The sequence below is a fragment of the Mangrovimonas xylaniphaga genome (assembly GCF_001280435.1).
Taxonomy (GTDB): domain Bacteria; phylum Bacteroidota; class Bacteroidia; order Flavobacteriales; family Flavobacteriaceae; genus Mangrovimonas_A; species Mangrovimonas_A xylaniphaga.
In genome coordinates, this window is sequence record NZ_LBIP01000021.1 from 128,252 (window position 1) to 146,268 (window position 18,017).

The window sequence follows — 18,017 nt, forward strand, 5'->3', positions numbered from 1 at the left end:
CCAACAATTTGTCATATTTCTTTTTCCGTGAGCTGCTTTAAATAAAGGTCTTTATAGTAACCTTCTGAATTTAAGAGAGTTTCATGGTTGCCCCTTTGAATGATCTCGCCGTTGTCCAAAACTATAATGTGATCGGCGTTCTTTGCAGAGGATATTCTATGACTTACAATAATGGTAGTTTTGTCCTTGGAAACACGCTTAAGATTTTTGAGGATTTTCTCTTCAGTTTCGGTGTCAACAGCTGAAAGACAGTCGTCAAACAACAAAATTTCTGGCGATTTTATGATTGCCCTTGCAATGGAAATACGTTGTTTTTGCCCTCCTGATAAAGTGATGCCTCGTTCTCCCAAAATGGTATCATAGCCTTTAGAGAAGCCAACAATGTTTTTGTGTACGTCAGAATTTTTAGCCGCCGCAATAACTTCTTCGTCCGTGGCGTCTTCTTTTCCGAACTTGATATTGTTCTGGATTGTGTCCGAAAACAAAAAAGCATCTTGAGGAACATAACCAATACTATCACGCAAATCGGTAAGGTTGACGAGGTCGATAGGCGTTTTATCAATAAGAATCGTACCTGAATCAATATCATAAAGTCTTCCGATAAGGTCCAAAATGGTGGATTTACCAGAACCAGTTTTCCCAAGAATGGCAAGGGATTCCCCTTTTTTCAAAGTAAAACTAACATTCTTTAAAGCTTGAATGTTGGTGTCTGGATAAGTAAAGGAAACTTCCTGGAATTCAATATTACCTTGAATATCGGCATGTTTGTCGGTATTGTTCTTAATGGTAGGCTCTAGCTTTAAAAACTCATTGATGCGCTTTTGTGAAGCTTCGGCCCTTTGTACTACAGAAGTTACCCAACCTACGGTGGCTACAGGCCAAGTAAGCAAGTTCACATAAATGATGAACTTGGCAATAACTCCCAAACTTTCAATCTCTCCGTTGATATATTGTTTTCCACCTATATAGATAACGATGATGTTACTAAGGCCGATAAGCAAAATCATCAAAGGGAAAAATAAGGCCTGGACTTTAGTTAAATCGATATTTTTTTGCCTGTTTTCTGCTGAAAGTTTATCGAAGCCTTCATAAATCTGCTCCTCAATTCCATACGACTTGATAACACTAACCCCACTGAAGGATTCCTGAGCATAGGTATTCAGTTTAGATAACCAAACTTGCACAATGGTGCTGCGTTTGTGGATGGCTTTGCTAAGAATATAAATGAAATAGGAAAGCACAGGAAGAGGAATGATGGTATATAAAGTCAACATTGGTGCCGACTTAAACATCAAAAAGAGAGCTATTATAAACAGAGTAATGGTGTTGATACTGTACATGATTGCTGGTCCTGCATATTCACGTACCTTTCCAACATCTTCACTTATACGGTTCATTAAATCTCCCGTACGGTTGCTTTTATAAAAGTCTAAAGAGAGGCGTTGGTATTGGCGGTACACCTCATTTTTTAAATCATATTCAATATATCTCGACACATTGATGATGGTTTGTCTCATTAAAAAGGTGAAAACACCTCCAACAATGGCCGCTCCAACAATGTAAATAATGTTGATTAAAAGTTCTTTTTTTACCACGGACATATCTGAAACAAGTCCCTTTCTATATTCATCGATGATATCTACAGAAGAGCCCACCAATTCAGGGGTGAACAATAAGAAAATACGGGCGATGATGGTGATAACAATTCCAGCGAGTAGTTTATAGCGGTATTTGTAAAAGTATTTATTGAGATGTTGTAATTCTTTCATTGAAAAAACAGAACTGTTAAGCTTTTTTTAAGATAGTTTTATTTTACGATTATTTTTTGCTAATAATTCAATAATGGATTAATTTTGCACGCGTTTTTAGAGGTGCTAAGAACGTATTTTAATTAATTCAATTTACATGATTTCAGACGTTATAAGTTCTGATGAACTTTCGAAAGTCGATCCGGTTTTTGGTCAATTATCTTTTGACAACCATGAGCAAGTGGTATTTTGCAACGACAAAGATACTGGTTTAAAAGCAATAATTGGTATTCACAACACAGTTTTAGGACCTGCTTTGGGAGGGACTAGAATGTGGAATTACAGCAACGAATGGGAAGCCTTAAACGATGTATTGCGTTTGTCTAGAGGGATGACCTATAAATCTGCAATCACTGGGTTGAACCTTGGTGGAGGTAAAGCAGTAATCATTGGTGATGCCAAGACCCAAAAAACTCCTGAGCTTATGAAAAAGTTTGGTGAGTTTGTACATTCCTTAAGCGGTAAGTACATCACTGCAGAGGATGTTGGTATGGCAACTTCAGACATGGACCTTGTAAGAGAAGTAACGCCTTATGTAACTGGTATTTCAGAAGACAAAGGTGGTGCAGGAAACCCTTCGCCAATTACTGCTTACGGTGTGTTTATGGGGATGAAGGCTGCGGCCAAATTTAAATTTGGTTCGGATGTATTGGAAGACAAAACCGTGTTTGTACAGGGAATTGGAAATGTAGGGGAAGCTTTGGTTGAGCATTTGGTGAATGAAGGCGCTAAAGTAACCATTACAGACATTAGTCCTGAGCGTTTGGAAATGGTGAGTTCAAAATATGGAGCAACCATTTACACAGGAGAAGATATCTACAGCGAAGCCATGGATATTTATGCACCTTGTGCCTTAGGAGCAACAATTAATGATGACACCATCAACCGTATTCAAGCAAAAATTATTGCAGGTGCGGCTAACAACCAATTGGCAGAAGAGCGTGTTCACGGTAAGTTGTTACAAGAGCGTGGCATTGTATATGCTCCGGATTTCTTGATCAATGCTGGTGGAATTATCAATGTATATGCTGAATTGGAAAACTACGGAAGACCAGAAATCATCCGTAAAACAGAAAACATTTACAATACAACATTGGAGATTCTTGAAAAAGCAAAAGCTGCCCAAATCACAACTCATGAGGCAGCTTTAAAAATTGCACAAGAACGTATTGAAACGCGTAAAAAGGAAAACGCAAAATAATTGCGAGCCAATTCCTTTTTTAGTTTCAGCAATGAATAAATAATAGTATTTTTGCGAGGCGAAAGAATCAACACTTTCGCCTCTTTTAATTTTTTATAAAAGGTTCTTATATATGCTTAACAGAAGACATATCCGTATCAAGGTGATGCAAACCATTTATGCTTTTAATGGTACCGAAAGTGATGACATAAAGAAGGATGAACGATTTTTGCTTCAAAGCTTGGATAGTATGTACGACTTGTACTTGGTAATCCTAGCACTGCTGATAGAAACTCACAAAAGAGCCGAAGACCATCTTAACAAAACCCAAAAGAAACTTCTTGCAACCGACGAAGAAAGGAACCCAAATTCCAAATTTGTCAATAACCGCCTATTGCATGCGTTAAGAGACAATCAAGAATTGTCCGACGAAATCGAGGCCAGAAAGTTGAACTATTGGTATTTGGATTTTGAATATGTAGAAATCATCTTCAAGGCCATTTTGGAAAGTGACCTTTATAAGGAATACATGGCTTCTCCAGTTGATAGCTTTAAGGAGGATAAAGAGTTGGTGGTGAACATCTTTTCAGATATTATTGCCCCTAACGAAAAGTTATACGACTATTTTGAGGACAAGAAGCTTACGTGGGTAGACGATTTACCAATTGTAAATACCAGCATCCTTAAGTTGCTTAGAAAAGTGAAAAAAGATAGTCCTGATACCTATTTCACTCCAGATTTATACAAAGATTTGGACGATAGGGATTTTGCAGTAGACTTATTGAAGAAAACTCTGCTTAATGTGTCCAAATACAATAAGGACATTGCCAAGAAAACCAAAAACTGGGATACAGAGCGTATTGCTAGTTTGGATGCCGTCTTGTTGCAAATGGCCATTTGCGAGTTTCAAAAGTTCCCATCCATTCCTGTAAAGGTGACCATCAATGAGTATTTGGAAATTGCCAAAGAATATTCTACACCTAAAAGTAGTATCTTCATCAATGGTATTTTAGATAAGATTGTCAAGGAGTACACGGCTGAGGACAAATTAAATAAAATTGGGAGAGGATTGATGTAATTAGAAATAATTACTACATTTACCGCTCAAAAAGGAACAATTAATACTAATAATTAAATTTTATCCCAATGAAAAAAGTGATATTAAGTTTAAGCGCTCTTTGTTTAGTAGCTTTTACTTCATGTAAAGAAGATGCAGCAAGTAAAGTAAATAGTGAAAATGTAGCAGCTGCTGCAGAAAGAGATGCTGTAGCTGGAGACCTACCTGTAATTTCTTTCGAGGAAGCAGAGCACGATTTTGGTACCATTAAAAATGGAACTCCTGTTGAAACTAAATTCAAATATACTAATACTGGTAAAGCTCCATTGGTTGTAAGTAACATCAAAAGTACTTGTGGATGTACAGTACCTCAAGACTGGAGTAAAGAGCCTTTAGCACCAGGAGAATCTGCTGAGTTTACAGTGAAGTTCAACGGTAAAGGGAAAAACCAAATTTCTAAGACTATTACCTTAACTACCAACACAGAAAAAGGTAAGGAAATGGTTAAAATTAAAGCGTTTATCGAAGCTGACCCAGCTGCCGAAGCAGCTAAGCCAGCAGCAGCACACTAATATATGGAAGGTTTACAGAATTTTTTACCTTTTATAGCCATGTTTGCGGTGGTGTATTTCTTTATGATTGCGCCGCAAATGAAAAGAGCTAAACAAGAAAAGAAGTTTGCTAACGAACTAAAAAGGGGAGACAAGGTAATTACCAAAAGCGGTTTGCACGGTAAGATTGTTGAACTGAATGATAAAGACAATAGTTGCGTTATCGAAACTCTAGCTGGTAAAATAAAATTTGAACGTTCTGCCATTTCCATGGAAATGAGTAAAAAAGTTCAAGAAAAGGCGTAATTAAAAAAGTCTTAAAACGTAAGAAAAAGAGCCACTTCATTGAAGTGGCTCTTTTTTTATAACCTTATATGGAAATCAGCAATTTTTGTATTTGTCGTTCAGTCCAATACCTTGTAGAATCATTGGGGTAATTTTATCCAATCGGGTTTGTTTGGTGGCTTCTCTTTTGGCACTTGCTATATACTCGCAATACTCCCGTTGTTTGCCAGGCGTTAACGCATTGAAGTGTTGATCTAGTTCCGAACTATTGTCAAGAAGGCTTTTAAGTTCCTCAGGGATTTCAACCGTTTTTCCCTTTCTCTCCGGTTTGAGTTCTTTTCCCAATTTTTGGTTTTCTATGGCTTCTTTTACATAAGAAAGCACTGCATTTTTATCAATGTCATTAATGCTTTCAAAACGCATTTGCCTAAGCGCTTTGGTTGTTTCTTGGGCATTGACCAACAATCGTTTCTCGTCTTTTAAAAATACACCGTTGAAAAACCATATGCCGAAATGGTTTTTAAAAGCCCCCAATCCAATAACATTTTTACCGCCGATGGAATACACAGGGGCATTCCATTTTAGGGATTCTTCCACTTCAGTGGAAGTGATGATCTCCCTTAAAAGGCCCAAAGCTTCGGGGAAATTGGAGTTTTCAATATAAGCTTCAACAGAAGTAGCTTTTGCCATAATACATAAGAATTGAGAAAATAAAAACGGGAACTTTTTGGGTTCCCGTTTACTAAATTAGGCAATTTTATTCAATCTTATTTTTTCAATGCAGTAAGTTCTGCAATTTTGCAAATCACTTCTGTAGCTTTGATCATACTTTCTACAGGGACATATTCGTAACGTCCATGGAAGTTATGTCCTCCGGCAAAGATGTTTGGACAAGGTAAGCCCATATAGCTTAATTGCGACCCGTCTGTACCACCTCGGATAGGTTTGATAAGAGGTTTTATGTTCAATTGCTTCATGGCTTCCTCGGCTATGTCAACAATGTGCATAACCGGCTCTACTTTCTCCTTCATGTTGAAGTATTGATCTTTGATTTCAATTTCAATGACTTCTCTTCCGTATTCAGAATTGATTTCGTTGGCCAATTTTTGCATCACTTCTTTACGAGCTTCAAAATGCCCTTTGTCGTGGTCACGAATGATGTATTTCAAAACGGTTTCCTCAACTTTCCCTTCCATGCCATGCAAGTGGAAAAAACCTTGGTAACCTTCCGTATGTTCTGGGGTTTCAAGTCTCGGTAGGGAATTGATGAAGTCGGTAGCAATATACATGGAGTTAACCAATTTACCCTTTGCGTAACCCGGGTGCACAATCTTTCCTTTTACCTTCACAGTGGCTCCTGCGGCGTTGAAGTTTTCGTATTCCAACTCACCAATTTGGCTCCCGTCCATGGTGTAAGCCCATTCAGCTCCAAATTTTTCAACGTCAAATTTATGAGCGCCTCTACCAATTTCTTCATCTGGCGTAAAGCCCACACGTATAGGACCGTGTTTTATTTCTGGATGTTGGATAAGGTATTCCATAGCCGAAACAATTTCGGTAATACCCGCCTTGTCATCAGCGCCCAAAAGGGTGTTTCCATCCGTAGTAATCAAGGTTTGACCTTTGTATTGCAATAGGTCTTCAAAATAGGAAGGAGACAGGATAATGTCCTTTTCAGCATTTAAAACAATGTCCTTGCCGTCGTAGTTTTCTATAATTTGTGGTTTTACATTGGCACCAGTAAAGTCAGGAGACGTATCAAAATGCGATACAAATCCAATGGTAGGCACTTCATGGTCTACGTTGCTTGGCAAGGTTGCCATAATGTATGCGTTCTCATCAATAGTCACATCGGTCATCCCAATATCCTTAAGTTCTTGGGCTAGCGCATTGGCCAAATCCCATTGTTTTTCGGTACTTGGAGTGGTTTCGGAAGCGGGATCCGATTCTGTGTCAACCGTTACATAACTTATAAATCTGTCTATAAGGTGTTGTTTGTTTATCATGAGAGGGTATTTTAATGAAAATCAATGTTAATAAAGTCTTCAAAAATACTACTAATTTCTAAAATGAATAGTAAGGTTATTTGTCATTTGCGTAGTATTTTTGCAGTCCAAGCTTGTAATTATGTATAAACTTATCGTTAGACCGTTATTTTTTCTTTTTGACCCGGAAAAAATTCACCATTTCACATTTTCCTTAATTCGAATTCTTCATAAAGTTCCTTTGGTACCAAGCATATTTAGAGGCTTGTATCTTGTTGAAGATAAACGATTGGAACGAGAACTCTTTGGTTTGAAATTTAAAAATCCTGTTGGTTTGGCGGCCGGTTTTGATAAGGATGCTAAATTATACAAGGAGTTGGGAGACCTTGGATTTGGATTTATTGAAATAGGCACCTTAACGCCAAAAGCGCAACCTGGAAACCCTAAGAAACGTTTGTTCCGTTTGAAAGCAGATTCTGCCATCATCAATAGAATGGGCTTTAACAATGGAGGTGTTGAGGAAGCTGTAGAACGCTTGAAAAAGAATAAAGGAGTTTTGATAGGAGGGAACATTGGAAAGAATAAGGTGACTCCTAATGAAACTGCGGTGGAGGATTATAAAATCTGTTTCAATGCGCTGTTTGATTATGTGGATTACTTTGTGGTAAATGTAAGTTCTCCAAACACACCAAACTTAAGAGCGTTACAGGATAAGGAGCCTTTGACGCATCTTTTAAAAACCTTGAAAGACCTCAATGCTGAAAAGTCGAGTCCAAAACCAATTCTACTTAAAATTGCTCCAGATTTAACCGATGAGCAATTACTAGACATTATCGATATTGTGAAGGACACCAAAATTGAAGGTGTGATTGCCACAAATACGACCATTTCACGAGAAGGGTTAAAATCTGAAAGCAAAGAAGAAACTGGAGGCTTAAGTGGAAAACCATTGACCAAAAGATCTACAGAAGTGATTCGTTTTCTTTCTGAAAAAAGCAATAAGGCATTCCCGATCATTGGTGTTGGAGGTATTCATTCTGCAGAGGATGCTCTTGAAAAACTGGATGCAGGTGCTAGTTTGGTACAGTTGTATACAGGCTTCATTTATGAAGGTCCAAAACTGATTTCCAAAATCAACAAGGCGATTTTAAATCGCGCTTAATGAATGTTGATATCCTGATATCGTTTGTAGTGGCAACCTCTGCCTTGGCAATTTCGCCAGGACCGGATAATATTTATGTGCTGCTGCAAAGCATTGCCCATGGCAAAAAATATGGTTTGGCTACTGTAGCTGGATTGATTTCGGGATGTATAGTACATACTACTTTGGTGGCTTTTGGAGTGTCTACCTTGATTAAGGAAAACGACTATATCTATTTAGCCATCAAATTGTTTGGAGCGGCGTATTTATTGTATTTGGCCTATAAGGTGTATAAAAGTAGTTCTGCATTGGAATTGAACTCCCGTGGCATTCCTAAAAAGAGTGTGTCACAATTGTATAAACAAGGGGTGATTATGAATGTTCTCAACCCTAAAGTGTCTTTGTTTTTTTTAGCCCTTTTTCCTGGATTTTTATTTAGTGATAGTTTGTCAACCGTTTGGCAATTTTATGTGTTGGGATTTATTTTTATGGGCGTTTCCTTGGTGATTTTTGCCGGTATAGCCATTCTTTCAGGAGCTATTTCAAATTATCTTATTCATCATAAAAATACAGGTTTGGTGTTGAAATGGCTTCAGATTTTTGTCTTTGTGGGAATCGCCATTTTCATTTTAATCTAGTTTTAAAGAAAACGTTTTAGTAGACCATTATCTTTTCTATCTTTGACTTTTATGAGCGACTACGTTAAAATTATAGAATGCCCTAGAGATGCCATGCAGGGCATTAAGGATTTTATTCCCACTGAAAAGAAAGTTCAATATATCCAGTCGTTGCTTAGAGTAGGCTTTGATACTATCGATTTTGGAAGTTTTGTCTCCCCCAAAGCCATTCCACAAATGGCAGATACCGCCGAAGTGTTATCGCGTTTAGATTTAAGCAATACCAACAGTAAACTATTGGCCATTATTGCCAATACTCGCGGTGCAATGGATGCTTGCCAACATCCGGAAATCCAATATTTGGGCTATCCGTTTTCCATTTCAGAAAATTTCCAAATGCGTAATACGCATAAAACCATTGCGGAGTCTGTAGTGACACTACAGGAAATTCTGGAAATTGCCAATAAAGCAGGTAAGGAGGTTGTGGTTTATATTAGTATGGGCTTTGGAAATCCTTATGGAGATCCTTGGAATGTGGATATTGTAGGCGAATGGACGGATCGTTTATCGCAAATGGGAGTAAATATTTTATCGTTGAGTGACACTGTTGGAAGCTCCAATCCAGAAAGTATTGAGTATCTGTTTTCCCATTTAATTCCACAATATCCCAACATAGAATTCGGGGCCCATTTACATACCACGCCTACCACTTGGTTCGAAAAGGTTGATGCAGCTTTTAAATCGGGGTGCAGACGTTTTGATGGGGCCATTCAAGGCTTTGGTGGCTGCCCAATGGCAAAAGACGAGCTTACAGGAAATATGCCTACGGAAAAATTATTGTCTTATTTTACGGCTAAAAAGCAATCCAACCTCAATGCCATGAGTTTTGAAAGTGCCCATAACGAGGCCACGAAAATTTTCAAATACTATCACTAGGTTTTTCATTAAATACCTGCCCGTCATTTTCTTATGCAGTTATAATTCTTATTTAAACTCAATTTTAATTGCTTAAAATTGTAACCATTGTTACCTCCAAATTGAAATAAAGCGCATTACTTTACGTTGTTAATCCTGTTTAACAGACACAATTAAGTTACTATGCGTAAGTTAACATTGCTAGTGTTATTTATTTTGGGAGTAAATAGCATGTTTTCGCAAGAATGGCAGACCAACTTTGAGGCTGCCAAATCCCAAGCAGCAAAAGAACACAAATCCATTGTTTTGATTTTCTCCGGTTCCGATTGGTGCGCTCCTTGTATCAAGTTGGAAAAACAAATTTTGGAAACGGAGCAGTTCAAATCCTTTGCTTCGGAAAAGGCGATTCTTGTAAGGGCCGATTTCCCTAGAAAGAAACAGAACCAATTGAACGAAGTCCTTCAGGAACAGAATAAACGATTGGCTGAAACTTACAATAAAAAAGGTTTTTTCCCTTTTGTAGTGGTCATGTCTCCAGACGGGAAAGTACTGGGAGAAACAGGCTACGAAAAGACGACTCCAGAAGCCTATGTTGAAAAACTGAAAGGCTTTATAAAATAGGTTTTCCAATGAAACGACTTTTCATCATCGGCTTTTTCTTCACCTTTGTCTTTTCTTCGGCACAATCTACCTTTAAACGTACTTTGAAGTTAATGGGAAGTCGCTTTGACATTTCTGTGGTAGCCAAAACCCAAGAACAGGCAGATGGCTATATTGATGCGGCGGTTGAAGAAATCTCTAGAATTGAAAAGTTGATATCCTCTTGGGATTCCAATTCCCAAACCTCAAAAATCAATGCCAATGCGGGTATACAGCCAGTAGAAGTTGATAGGGAATTGTTCGATTTAATTAAACGCGCTATTGAAATATCAAAACTCACACAAGGTGCTTTTGACATTTCCTATGCCTCGATGGACAATATTTGGAAGTTTGATGGCAGTATGAAAACCATGCCAAGTGAGGAGGAAATTACCCAATCTGTATCAAAAGTTGGTTATCAGCATATCAAATTGAATGAAAGCAATAACTCCATTTTTCTTGATACCAAAGGAATGAAAATTGGCTTTGGCGCGATAGGAAAAGGATATGCTGCCGACAAGGCGAAACAACTCTTGAGGGATCTTGGGGTGGAAGCTGGGATTATTAATGCATCGGGAGATATGAATACATGGGGAAGGCAACCCAACGGCGAACTTTGGAATATTGCCATTACAAACCCGTTGAACAAGGATAAGGTGTTTGCCATGTTGCCAATGGACAATCAGGCTATTGTTACTTCTGGGAATTATGAAAAGTTTGTAAAATTCAATGGGGTACGCTATGCTCACATTATCGACCCTAGAACCGGCTATCCCAGCACGGGAATTATTAGTGTGAGTGTGATGGCTCCCAAAGCAGAATTGGCCGATGCCTTAGCAACTTCCGTATTTGTGATGGGGAAGGAAGTCGGTTTGGATTTTATCAACCAGTTGAACGGTGTGGAATGCATCATTATAGATGAACAAGGAAATATATTTTACTCCAATTTAATAAAACCAAAACAATGATAAAGTACATGTTTTTAATGGGGTTTTTGATGCTCTCATTAAGCTCTTGCACGGCGGTAAAGGAATATGAAAAGGTCAATATCAATGACCCTGAAATGGCTTTGTCGGCAAGAAAAGCAGAACGTTTTGAAACCAATTTTCAGTTGTACAGAGAAGGTTCTTCCGGTGCTAACGGAGGGAAAACAGGTGGAGGCTGTGGATGTAATTAGATATGAAAAAAATAAGTCTCATACTCTTGCTCCTTTTTGTGGCTGTTGGATATTCTCAAACTCAGTCAGCAGATACATTGCAAACTGAACCCTCATCAGCTTATAAGAAAAGGGTGTTGGAAACCACCGAAGTTGATTTTTTGATGAGTTATTATGCTCAGGATGGGAAACATGCGGCTGTTTCCGGAGGAATTGGGGATGAAAAATTAACGGATATTACACCAACGTTTGTGGTGGCCATTCCGTTGAACAGTGACGATGTATTGACCGTGGACGCCGGAATTTCTGCGTACACTTCGGCATCTTCTAGTAACATCAATCCGTTCGATTCTAATAAACCTGCCAGTCCGTTTTCGGATTCTTCAGGAGCTTCAAGATCTGATACATGGGTGAACGGAAATTTTAGTTATGCACATTCTTCCGACGATAGAAATAAAATAGTAGGCGCTAATTTAAGTGTGGCTTCGGAGTTCGACTATTTCTCTATTGGTTTTGGAGGAAATTATACGCGTTTGTTCAATGAAAAAAACACCGAAGTAGGCGTGAAGGCCAATGTGTTTTTGGATACTTGGAATCCTCAATATCCTATTGAATTGCGAGGAGGGTTTTCTCATCCTGGTATTGTTGGGCCAGGAACGTATGATCCTATTAAATATGAAAAGTTCAATGACCTTGGTAGGAATTCTTATAGTTTGTCTTTAAGTTTTTCGCAAATCCTCACTAAAAATCTGCAAGCTTCCGTTTTTATGGATATTGTGCTGCAACAGGGACTGCTTTCTACACCGCACCAACGTGTTTATTTTGCAGATCAGCCTGATTTCTTCATTGATGATTTTCAGTTGGCCGATGATGTTGAACGCTTGCCTGATAGTAGATTCAAAATTCCTATTGGCGGAAGATTGAATTATTTCTTTAATGAGAAATTGACCTTGAGAACCTATTACCGTTTTTATTCGGATGATTGGGGAATTACTTCACATACAGCCAGTGTTGAACTACCTTACAAGATTGGCGATAAATTCACGTTGTATCCAATTTACAGGTATTATACCCAAACCGCGGCAGATTATTTCGCGCCTTATGAAGAACATTTGTCAACCGAAGAGTTTTATACTTCAGACTATGACCTTTCAAAATTCAACAGTAACCAGTTTGGCGTTGGGTTCAACTATACCGATATTTTCACCTCTTTCCACATTTGGAAAGCAGGACTAAAAAGTATCGATTTTAGGTATGGATACTACAAGCGAAGTGATGGACTTTCGGCCAATATTTTCTCTACTGGATTTAAGTTTTTGATTGATTAGAAATAAGTATCTTTAGGTTTTATCAAAGCTCAAATTGATACTACAAAAGACTTTTAACAATAGCCTTATTGCCCTGTTTTTGGTATTAGGAAATACTGTTCTGGCCAAGGAATGGTCTTGTATTAAAGATTATGAAAAGTCAATGGGAACAGATTCTTTAGCTCCTTCCGATTGGTTGACAGCCGATAGGCGCCACAACACCATAACTTGGCAACGAGCGAATGCATTCAACTTGAAACATAATCTATCAAAAGAGTATAAAACCATTCGTGAACGGACAGACTTTTATAAATGGTTATATGAGGCTTTAGATGCAAAGGGACATGAAGTGGTCTGGCCGAAAATGGCACATTTTATTTCTAATAAATTACGATTGACTAGGGCGTTTCCTTATAAAATATTCATGAAAAAGAATATCAAGAAATATGCCTACTTGGGTAGCGAAGCTGCCTTTGACGGTGCATTTGAAACTTTAGGGAAACTCTATTTTTCAGAAGATATATGTAAAGGAAAGGAGGCACTTGTTTGGGATGAACAAATTCTATATCAAGAACAATATGTGTGGTTGGTGGAAATCTATGAAAATGTAGATTCGTCTACTTTAAAAACCATAGAGAATATGGCCAAAGGAAAGGGGTTTTATGCTATGGTTGTACCTAGGCAAATCCGATTTAAAGGAGATATTTTGTTGGAAGAAAAACGCTACGAATATGCCTTACATACACTAAGAGAATATTGCAAAGTGTATTATCCATAATTTAACTTCATTTAAAAGTTTAATGTCATTAAAAATCGTATATTTGCACGCAATTATAACCGTAATTGCATCATGATAGCACATCAAAATAAAATTGTGGGAGAAGGATTAACTTACGACGACGTTCTTCTAGTCCCAGCCTTTTCTGAAGTCTTACCTAGAGAAGTTAGCATTCAAACAAAATTTACCAAAAACATTACTCTTAATGTACCTATTGTATCCGCTGCTATGGATACGGTAACCGAAAGTAAAATGGCTATTGCCATGGCACGCGAAGGGGGTATTGGTGTTTTGCACAAAAACATGACTATCGCGCAACAAGCTGCTAAAGTAAAACGTGTAAAGCGTGCAGAAAACGGGATGATTATCGATCCTGTAACGCTTCCGTTGACGGCTAAAGTTGCAGATGCAAAGCAATATATGAAGGAACACAGCATTGGAGGAATTCCAATCGTGGATGAAAGCGGTACCTTAAAGGGGATTGTGACCAATAGAGACTTGCGTTTTGAACACAAAAACAGCCGTCCTATTTCTGAGGTAATGACCAGTGAAAACTTGGTGACTGCAGGAGTGGGAACCTCTTTGAAAGATGCTGAAATCATTTTACAACAACATAAAATTGAAAAGCTACTTATTGTAGATGACAATTATAAATTGGCTGGGTTGATTACCTTTAGAGACATCACCAAGCTAACCCAAAAACCAAATGCCAACAAAGACGAATACGGTCGTTTGCGTGTGGCAGCTGCTATTGGTGTAACTGGCGATGCAGTTGAAAGAGCAGAAGCTTTGGTAAATGCCGGTGTTGATGCGGTAATTATTGATACTGCCCATGGTCATACCAAAGGTGTGGTAGCGGTATTGAAAGAAGTAAAGAAAAAGTTCCCTCAGTTGGAAGTAGTTGTTGGAAATATTGCAACTGGAGAAGCTGCGAAATATTTGGTAGAAGCAGGTGCAGATGCCGTGAAGGTAGGAATTGGACCAGGTTCTATCTGTACTACACGTGTAGTTGCAGGAGTTGGTTTCCCTCAGTTTTCGGCTGTTTTGGAAGTTGCTGCAGCCATTAAAGGTTCGGGAGTTCCTGTAATTGCTGATGGAGGTATCCGTTATACAGGAGATATTCCTAAGGCGATTGCTGCAGGTGCAGATAGTGTAATGCTAGGATCTTTATTGGCAGGAACTAAAGAATCTCCAGGTGAAACCATTATTTACGAAGGAAGAAAGTTCAAGTCTTACAGAGGAATGGGATCTGTTGAAGCTATGAAAGAAGGTAGTAAAGATCGCTATTTCCAAGATGTGGAAGATGATATCAAAAAATTGGTGCCAGAAGGTATCGTAGGACGTGTACCTTACAAAGGTGAATTGGTAGAGAGCATCCACCAGTTTATTGGAGGTTTACGCGCAGGAATGGGGTACTGTGGAGCTAAGGACATTGAGACCTTAAAGGAAAAAGGACAGTTCGTGAAAATCACAGCTTCAGGAATCAATGAGAGCCACCCTCATGATGTAACAATTACAAAAGAAGCTCCAAACTATTCTAGATAGTAAGAGCAACCCAATAAACAAAAAGCGCGATGGATTCCATCGCGCTTTTTGTTTTATATTGCATAGTTCACAGAACTATTTTTTTGGTTTGATAATCATTCGGAAGGATTGGTCTTTGTTGATGTAATATCCAATCCAATCGTAAAGGGCACGCATTCTGTTTCTAAAGTTTACCAAAGACATGATGTGCACGAAAATCCATATACACCAAGCCAAAAATCCTTTAAAGAAAAACTTTTGGTCAGGGCCATCGGTAACGGCTTTGTTGCGTCCAATAATGGCCATTGAGCCCAGATCTTTATAAGTGAAAGGTTTCCATTCGCTAGTTGAACATAAATTTTTGCCTAGGTTTTTTGCTTGTTGAATGGCTGTTTGGGCCAATTGCGGATGTCCTTTTGGATAGTTGGGATCTCCTAAAACCAAAGCAGAATCGCCGATCGCATAGATATTGTCATAACCATCCACCAAATTAAAAGCATTGGTTTTTAAACGTCTTCCAGAACCATAATTTTCTGAGGTAAATCCTTCAAAGGTTTTAGCTGAAATCCCTGCGGCCCATATTAGGTTTCGACTATGTATTTCAGTGCCGTCCGATAAGGAAACGATGTCATCCTTAAAGTCCTTTACTAAAGTATTCAGTTTGATAGTTACGCCAAGTTCTTCTAGCTTTTTATAGGTGTATTTTTGGGTCTTTTCAGACATCACGGCCAATACGGCATCTTGTCCGTCAATTAGATAAATTTCACCTAAATCGTCCATACTCAATTCTGGATAATCCTTTGTAAGGATGTGTGCGCGCATTTCAGCAAAAATTCCGGAAAGTTCCACTCCAGTAGGGCCTGCACCTGCGATGACAAAGGATAGCAATTTTTTTCGGTCTTCTCTTTTTTCAAGACGTGTGGCGCGTTCCAATCGGGTGAAGATCACATTTCGCAAGGCTAAGGCGTCGCTAATGGTTTTCATTGGCAAACTGTATTCTTCAATGTTTTTATTGCCAAAGAAATTGGTTTCGGCTCCAGTGGCCATCACTAAAATATCGTAGTAAAGCTCACCGTTGCTAACAATTATTTTGTTTTCCTGCGGGACAACTTTTTCCAAGGAACCCAATCTAAACTTAACGTTTGGTTTTGAGCGCAATATTTTCCTGAAAGGATAACTAATAGCTGAAGGTTCCATAAACCCAGCAGCAACTTGATAGAGTAACGGTGGAAAGAAATTGTAATTGTTGGTGTCTACCAAAATTACATTATAGTTGGAGTTGCCAAGTTGGTTGATAAGTTCTAAACCAGCAAAGCCACCTCCAACAATGATGACGGTTTTTTTATTGGACATGATGTAATGGATGATCTGAATGTACCTACAAAGATATTGGCTACGGCCAAACTACAGAAGATTTGATAACATAAAAATAACATTGAAAAGCTCTTTTTTCAAAATGCAAATATTTTATGGTTTAAGGTGCGTATAGTAAGCTGTTTTGCTGAAAAAGTTGCGATTTATGGATCCTTTAGAATGTGTTTCAATCCTAATAGCAAATTGTGTTCCAAGGTGTCAATATGGCCATCGACCATGAAAAGTTCTTTGATTTCTGTTATTAAGGTTTCCAGCTCTTCTGGATTGTAATTAAGGGAAGAAAGTGAGGATCTAATTTTCTGAATACTTTGATAGTCGTTGTCCTTGTCAAATTCACGATGGATCTGCTGAAGGTCTAAATCCTTTATTTTTGATTTTATGTATGCTTTTTCAGCTTTGGATTCGTTGAAATCGGCATGGGAACAAAAAATCATGATGTATGCCTTTAATTCGTCTTTGGTCCAATTGGTAACAAAATCATTCATGAAGTTTCAATTTTGTGGTTCGGGAGTGAATACGTATGTCTTTTAAAATTACGGAATTAAATTGTATAAATGAATTTTGGGAATTAAAAAAGCCCCATACTTAATGCATAGGGCTTTTAAAGGTTTAGTTTGTGCTAATGTTTATTCGGCACAATCAAATTTTATGTTGGAAACATCACCTTTTTTGGAATCTCCATTCACTTTAAAGTCGGTGAAAATATTGGCAAAATTAGCATTGTTCTGCTCGCAATCGGCATAGAATTTAATGGCGAATGTAGTTTCTGAACAGGCCTCTAAATCGCCCACCCACGTTAGAACCGTTGGGGATCCTTGGCCATTTCCAGGATTAACCGAATATTCTTTGCCATCCATTGGTTCAAAACTTGTAATGTGAGGACAAGTAAATTGAACAACTGCATTTTCCATAGCCTCAACGTTGGAATAGGTAAATATGTAACTGTTCTCGTTTGTAGCTTCATAGCTAAAACTTTCCTCGCAAGGACAGATGCCTATTAAAGAATAAGTTATTGGGTTATTAAGTGCTGTATCATTTTCTAAAACATTCTGGTGGATTTTAAATGATATTACATCACAAGCTTCCCATTCCAAAGGCAAATCGTAGATCCAAGTAACCATTTCACCACTAGATACATTATTGTCTTCAACTAAAACCAAATCTTCACTATCTGTAATAGCTATTTTTGCTTTGGAATTATTATTACCAGTGGTCTCATATAATACATTTACTATAAACTGTGTTTCTGTATTATAGGCTTCATAGCTAATTATTTGTGAATTTTGACTATTTCCGGAGGCATCGGAATCAGAATCTGCCATTACAAAGTAATTGCCGCTACCGGCAACAATACAAGTAGTTTCGCAGTCTACGTAGGCTTCACGCATGGCAGAAGTGCTCATGGTGGTGTTCTTAACAGGACTTAGCTTTTCTAGGCTTAAGGATTGTGTGTTTTCAGGGATTTGGTTGTCCTGTAATTCTTCAGATTGGCAGGAAAACATTAGGATAGAAACCAACATACAGTACCCTAAGAACTGGTTGATTTTGGGCATGTTTTTCATGATTTATTTAGTTAAGGTTACTAGTAAACACTATTGTTTGCTAGGATTTTACAGACAAATGAATTGAATTTTGAAATTCTGAAGATTTAAATTTGGTGAAATACTGAAAAAGTAGAGGAATAACAAGTTGACTCAAAA

The 18,017-nt window shown here is 38.1% G+C and carries 19 protein-coding genes; 13 read left to right on the forward strand and 6 right to left on the reverse strand.

Going from position 1 to position 18,017, the window contains the following annotated elements; translation table 11 throughout:
• Positions 1–11: 11 nt before the first annotated feature.
• Positions 12–1,769 (reverse strand): ABC transporter ATP-binding protein, encoded by a 1,758-nt coding sequence (locus tag ZA06_RS15260; RefSeq protein ID WP_053978360.1) that lies wholly within the window; start codon positions 1,767–1,769, stop codon positions 12–14.
• 136 nt (positions 1,770–1,905) lie between these two features.
• On the opposite strand from ZA06_RS15260, the gene ZA06_RS15265 reads away from it, so the two are divergent.
• The 4 genes from ZA06_RS15265 to yajC all read left to right on the forward strand — a co-directional run bounded on the left by ZA06_RS15265 (position 1,906) and on the right by yajC (position 4,902).
• Positions 1,906–3,009 (forward strand): Glu/Leu/Phe/Val family dehydrogenase, encoded by a 1,104-nt coding sequence (locus tag ZA06_RS15265; protein ID WP_053978361.1) that lies wholly within the window; start codon positions 1,906–1,908, stop codon positions 3,007–3,009.
• 112 nt (positions 3,010–3,121) lie between these two features.
• Positions 3,122–4,066 (forward strand): transcription antitermination factor NusB, encoded by a 945-nt coding sequence (gene nusB / locus ZA06_RS15270; RefSeq protein ID WP_240472309.1) that lies wholly within the window; start codon positions 3,122–3,124, stop codon positions 4,064–4,066.
• Between the two features lie 68 nt (positions 4,067–4,134).
• Complete coding sequence (locus ZA06_RS15275) at positions 4,135–4,617, forward strand: DUF1573 domain-containing protein (RefSeq protein ID WP_053978362.1); 483 nt, start codon at positions 4,135–4,137, stop codon at positions 4,615–4,617.
• A 3-nt stretch (positions 4,618–4,620) separates the two neighbouring features.
• Positions 4,621–4,902: a preprotein translocase subunit YajC gene (gene yajC / locus ZA06_RS15280; RefSeq protein ID WP_053978363.1), complete on the forward strand. Its 282-nt coding sequence runs from the start codon at positions 4,621–4,623 to the stop codon at positions 4,900–4,902.
• A gap of 75 nt (positions 4,903–4,977) precedes the next feature.
• Here yajC and ZA06_RS15285 read toward each other — a convergent pair whose 3' ends face one another.
• Positions 4,978–5,571, reverse strand: coding sequence for a YdeI/OmpD-associated family protein (locus ZA06_RS15285; RefSeq protein WP_053978364.1), 594 nt, complete (start codon positions 5,569–5,571; stop codon positions 4,978–4,980).
• Between the two features lie 77 nt (positions 5,572–5,648).
• Positions 5,649–6,887 carry a peptidase T gene (pepT, locus tag ZA06_RS15290; RefSeq protein ID WP_053978365.1) on the reverse strand — a complete coding sequence of 413 codons (1,239 nt, stop codon included), beginning with the start codon at positions 6,885–6,887 and terminating at the stop codon, positions 5,649–5,651.
• A 121-nt stretch (positions 6,888–7,008) separates the two neighbouring features.
• On the opposite strand from pepT, the gene ZA06_RS15295 reads away from it, so the two are divergent.
• From ZA06_RS15295 to guaB, 9 genes are all read left to right on the forward strand, one after another.
• On the forward strand, positions 7,009–8,028 hold the full coding sequence (locus ZA06_RS15295) for a quinone-dependent dihydroorotate dehydrogenase (protein WP_053978366.1): 1,020 nt from the start codon (positions 7,009–7,011) through the stop codon (positions 8,026–8,028).
• The gene (locus ZA06_RS15300; protein ID WP_053978367.1) at positions 8,028–8,645 is read left to right on the forward strand and encodes a LysE family translocator; all 618 of its coding nucleotides are present in this window, start codon (positions 8,028–8,030) and stop codon (positions 8,643–8,645) included. The genes ZA06_RS15295 and ZA06_RS15300 overlap by 1 nt, the downstream gene beginning before the upstream one ends.
• 51 nt (positions 8,646–8,696) lie before the next feature.
• Entirely contained in the window at positions 8,697–9,560 is an 864-nt protein-coding gene (locus tag ZA06_RS15305; RefSeq protein WP_053978368.1) for a hydroxymethylglutaryl-CoA lyase, read from the forward strand.
• Between the two features lie 162 nt (positions 9,561–9,722).
• Complete coding sequence (locus ZA06_RS15310) at positions 9,723–10,160, forward strand: thioredoxin family protein (protein ID WP_053978369.1); 438 nt, start codon at positions 9,723–9,725, stop codon at positions 10,158–10,160.
• A gap of 8 nt (positions 10,161–10,168) precedes the next feature.
• Complete coding sequence (locus ZA06_RS15315) at positions 10,169–11,146, forward strand: FAD:protein FMN transferase (RefSeq protein WP_053978370.1); 978 nt, start codon at positions 10,169–10,171, stop codon at positions 11,144–11,146.
• Positions 11,143–11,355 (forward strand): DUF4266 domain-containing protein, encoded by a 213-nt coding sequence (locus tag ZA06_RS15320; RefSeq protein WP_205625718.1) that lies wholly within the window; start codon positions 11,143–11,145, stop codon positions 11,353–11,355. The genes ZA06_RS15315 and ZA06_RS15320 overlap by 4 nt, the downstream gene beginning before the upstream one ends.
• Positions 11,356–11,357: 2 nt before the next feature.
• On the forward strand, positions 11,358–12,662 hold the full coding sequence (locus tag ZA06_RS15325; RefSeq protein WP_053978371.1) for a DUF3570 domain-containing protein: 1,305 nt from the start codon (positions 11,358–11,360) through the stop codon (positions 12,660–12,662).
• Positions 12,663–12,696: 34 nt separating this feature from the next.
• On the forward strand, positions 12,697–13,419 hold the full coding sequence (locus ZA06_RS15330; protein WP_240472311.1) for an Insecticidal toxin complex protein: 723 nt from the start codon (positions 12,697–12,699) through the stop codon (positions 13,417–13,419).
• Positions 13,420–13,491: 72 nt separating this feature from the next.
• Positions 13,492–14,964 carry an IMP dehydrogenase gene (guaB, locus tag ZA06_RS15335; RefSeq protein ID WP_053978372.1) on the forward strand — a complete coding sequence of 491 codons (1,473 nt, stop codon included), beginning with the start codon at positions 13,492–13,494 and terminating at the stop codon, positions 14,962–14,964.
• A 75-nt stretch (positions 14,965–15,039) separates the two neighbouring features.
• Here the strand turns inward: guaB and ZA06_RS15340 are convergent, their stop codons facing one another.
• From ZA06_RS15340 to ZA06_RS15350, 3 genes are all read right to left on the reverse strand, one after another.
• Positions 15,040–16,296 (reverse strand): NAD(P)/FAD-dependent oxidoreductase, encoded by a 1,257-nt coding sequence (locus tag ZA06_RS15340; RefSeq protein WP_053978373.1) that lies wholly within the window; start codon positions 16,294–16,296, stop codon positions 15,040–15,042.
• Between the two features lie 164 nt (positions 16,297–16,460).
• Positions 16,461–16,802, reverse strand: coding sequence for a hypothetical protein (locus tag ZA06_RS15345; RefSeq protein ID WP_053978374.1), 342 nt, complete (start codon positions 16,800–16,802; stop codon positions 16,461–16,463).
• 141 nt (positions 16,803–16,943) lie between these two features.
• The gene (locus ZA06_RS15350) at positions 16,944–17,879 is read right to left on the reverse strand and encodes a hypothetical protein (RefSeq protein WP_053978375.1); all 936 of its coding nucleotides are present in this window, start codon (positions 17,877–17,879) and stop codon (positions 16,944–16,946) included.
• Between the last annotated feature and the right edge of the window lie 138 nt (positions 17,880–18,017).

Excerpts from the sequence above, each read along its gene's own strand:
- ZA06_RS15260 (WP_053978360.1), bottom strand. The coding sequence starts at position 1,769 with ATGAAAGAATTACAACATCTCAATAAATACTTTTACAAATACCGCTAT.
- ZA06_RS15265 (WP_053978361.1), top strand. The coding sequence starts at position 1,906 with ATGATTTCAGACGTTATAAGTTCTGATGAACTTTCGAAAGTCGATCCG.
- nusB (WP_240472309.1), top strand. The coding sequence starts at position 3,122 with ATGCTTAACAGAAGACATATCCGTATCAAGGTGATGCAAACCATTTAT.
- ZA06_RS15275 (WP_053978362.1), top strand. The coding sequence starts at position 4,135 with ATGAAAAAAGTGATATTAAGTTTAAGCGCTCTTTGTTTAGTAGCTTTT.
- yajC (WP_053978363.1), top strand. The coding sequence starts at position 4,621 with ATGGAAGGTTTACAGAATTTTTTACCTTTTATAGCCATGTTTGCGGTG.
- ZA06_RS15285 (WP_053978364.1), bottom strand. The coding sequence starts at position 5,571 with ATGGCAAAAGCTACTTCTGTTGAAGCTTATATTGAAAACTCCAATTTC.
- pepT (WP_053978365.1), bottom strand. The coding sequence starts at position 6,887 with ATGATAAACAAACAACACCTTATAGACAGATTTATAAGTTATGTAACG.
- ZA06_RS15295 (WP_053978366.1), top strand. The coding sequence starts at position 7,009 with ATGTATAAACTTATCGTTAGACCGTTATTTTTTCTTTTTGACCCGGAA.
- ZA06_RS15300 (WP_053978367.1), top strand. The coding sequence starts at position 8,028 with ATGAATGTTGATATCCTGATATCGTTTGTAGTGGCAACCTCTGCCTTG.
- ZA06_RS15305 (WP_053978368.1), top strand. The coding sequence starts at position 8,697 with ATGAGCGACTACGTTAAAATTATAGAATGCCCTAGAGATGCCATGCAG.
- ZA06_RS15310 (WP_053978369.1), top strand. The coding sequence starts at position 9,723 with ATGCGTAAGTTAACATTGCTAGTGTTATTTATTTTGGGAGTAAATAGC.
- ZA06_RS15315 (WP_053978370.1), top strand. The coding sequence starts at position 10,169 with ATGAAACGACTTTTCATCATCGGCTTTTTCTTCACCTTTGTCTTTTCT.
- ZA06_RS15320 (WP_205625718.1), top strand. The coding sequence starts at position 11,143 with ATGATAAAGTACATGTTTTTAATGGGGTTTTTGATGCTCTCATTAAGC.
- ZA06_RS15325 (WP_053978371.1), top strand. The coding sequence starts at position 11,358 with ATGAAAAAAATAAGTCTCATACTCTTGCTCCTTTTTGTGGCTGTTGGA.
- guaB (WP_053978372.1), top strand. The coding sequence starts at position 13,492 with ATGATAGCACATCAAAATAAAATTGTGGGAGAAGGATTAACTTACGAC.
- ZA06_RS15340 (WP_053978373.1), bottom strand. The coding sequence starts at position 16,296 with ATGTCCAATAAAAAAACCGTCATCATTGTTGGAGGTGGCTTTGCTGGT.
- ZA06_RS15345 (WP_053978374.1), bottom strand. The coding sequence starts at position 16,802 with ATGAATGATTTTGTTACCAATTGGACCAAAGACGAATTAAAGGCATAC.
- ZA06_RS15350 (WP_053978375.1), bottom strand. The coding sequence starts at position 17,879 with ATGAAAAACATGCCCAAAATCAACCAGTTCTTAGGGTACTGTATGTTG.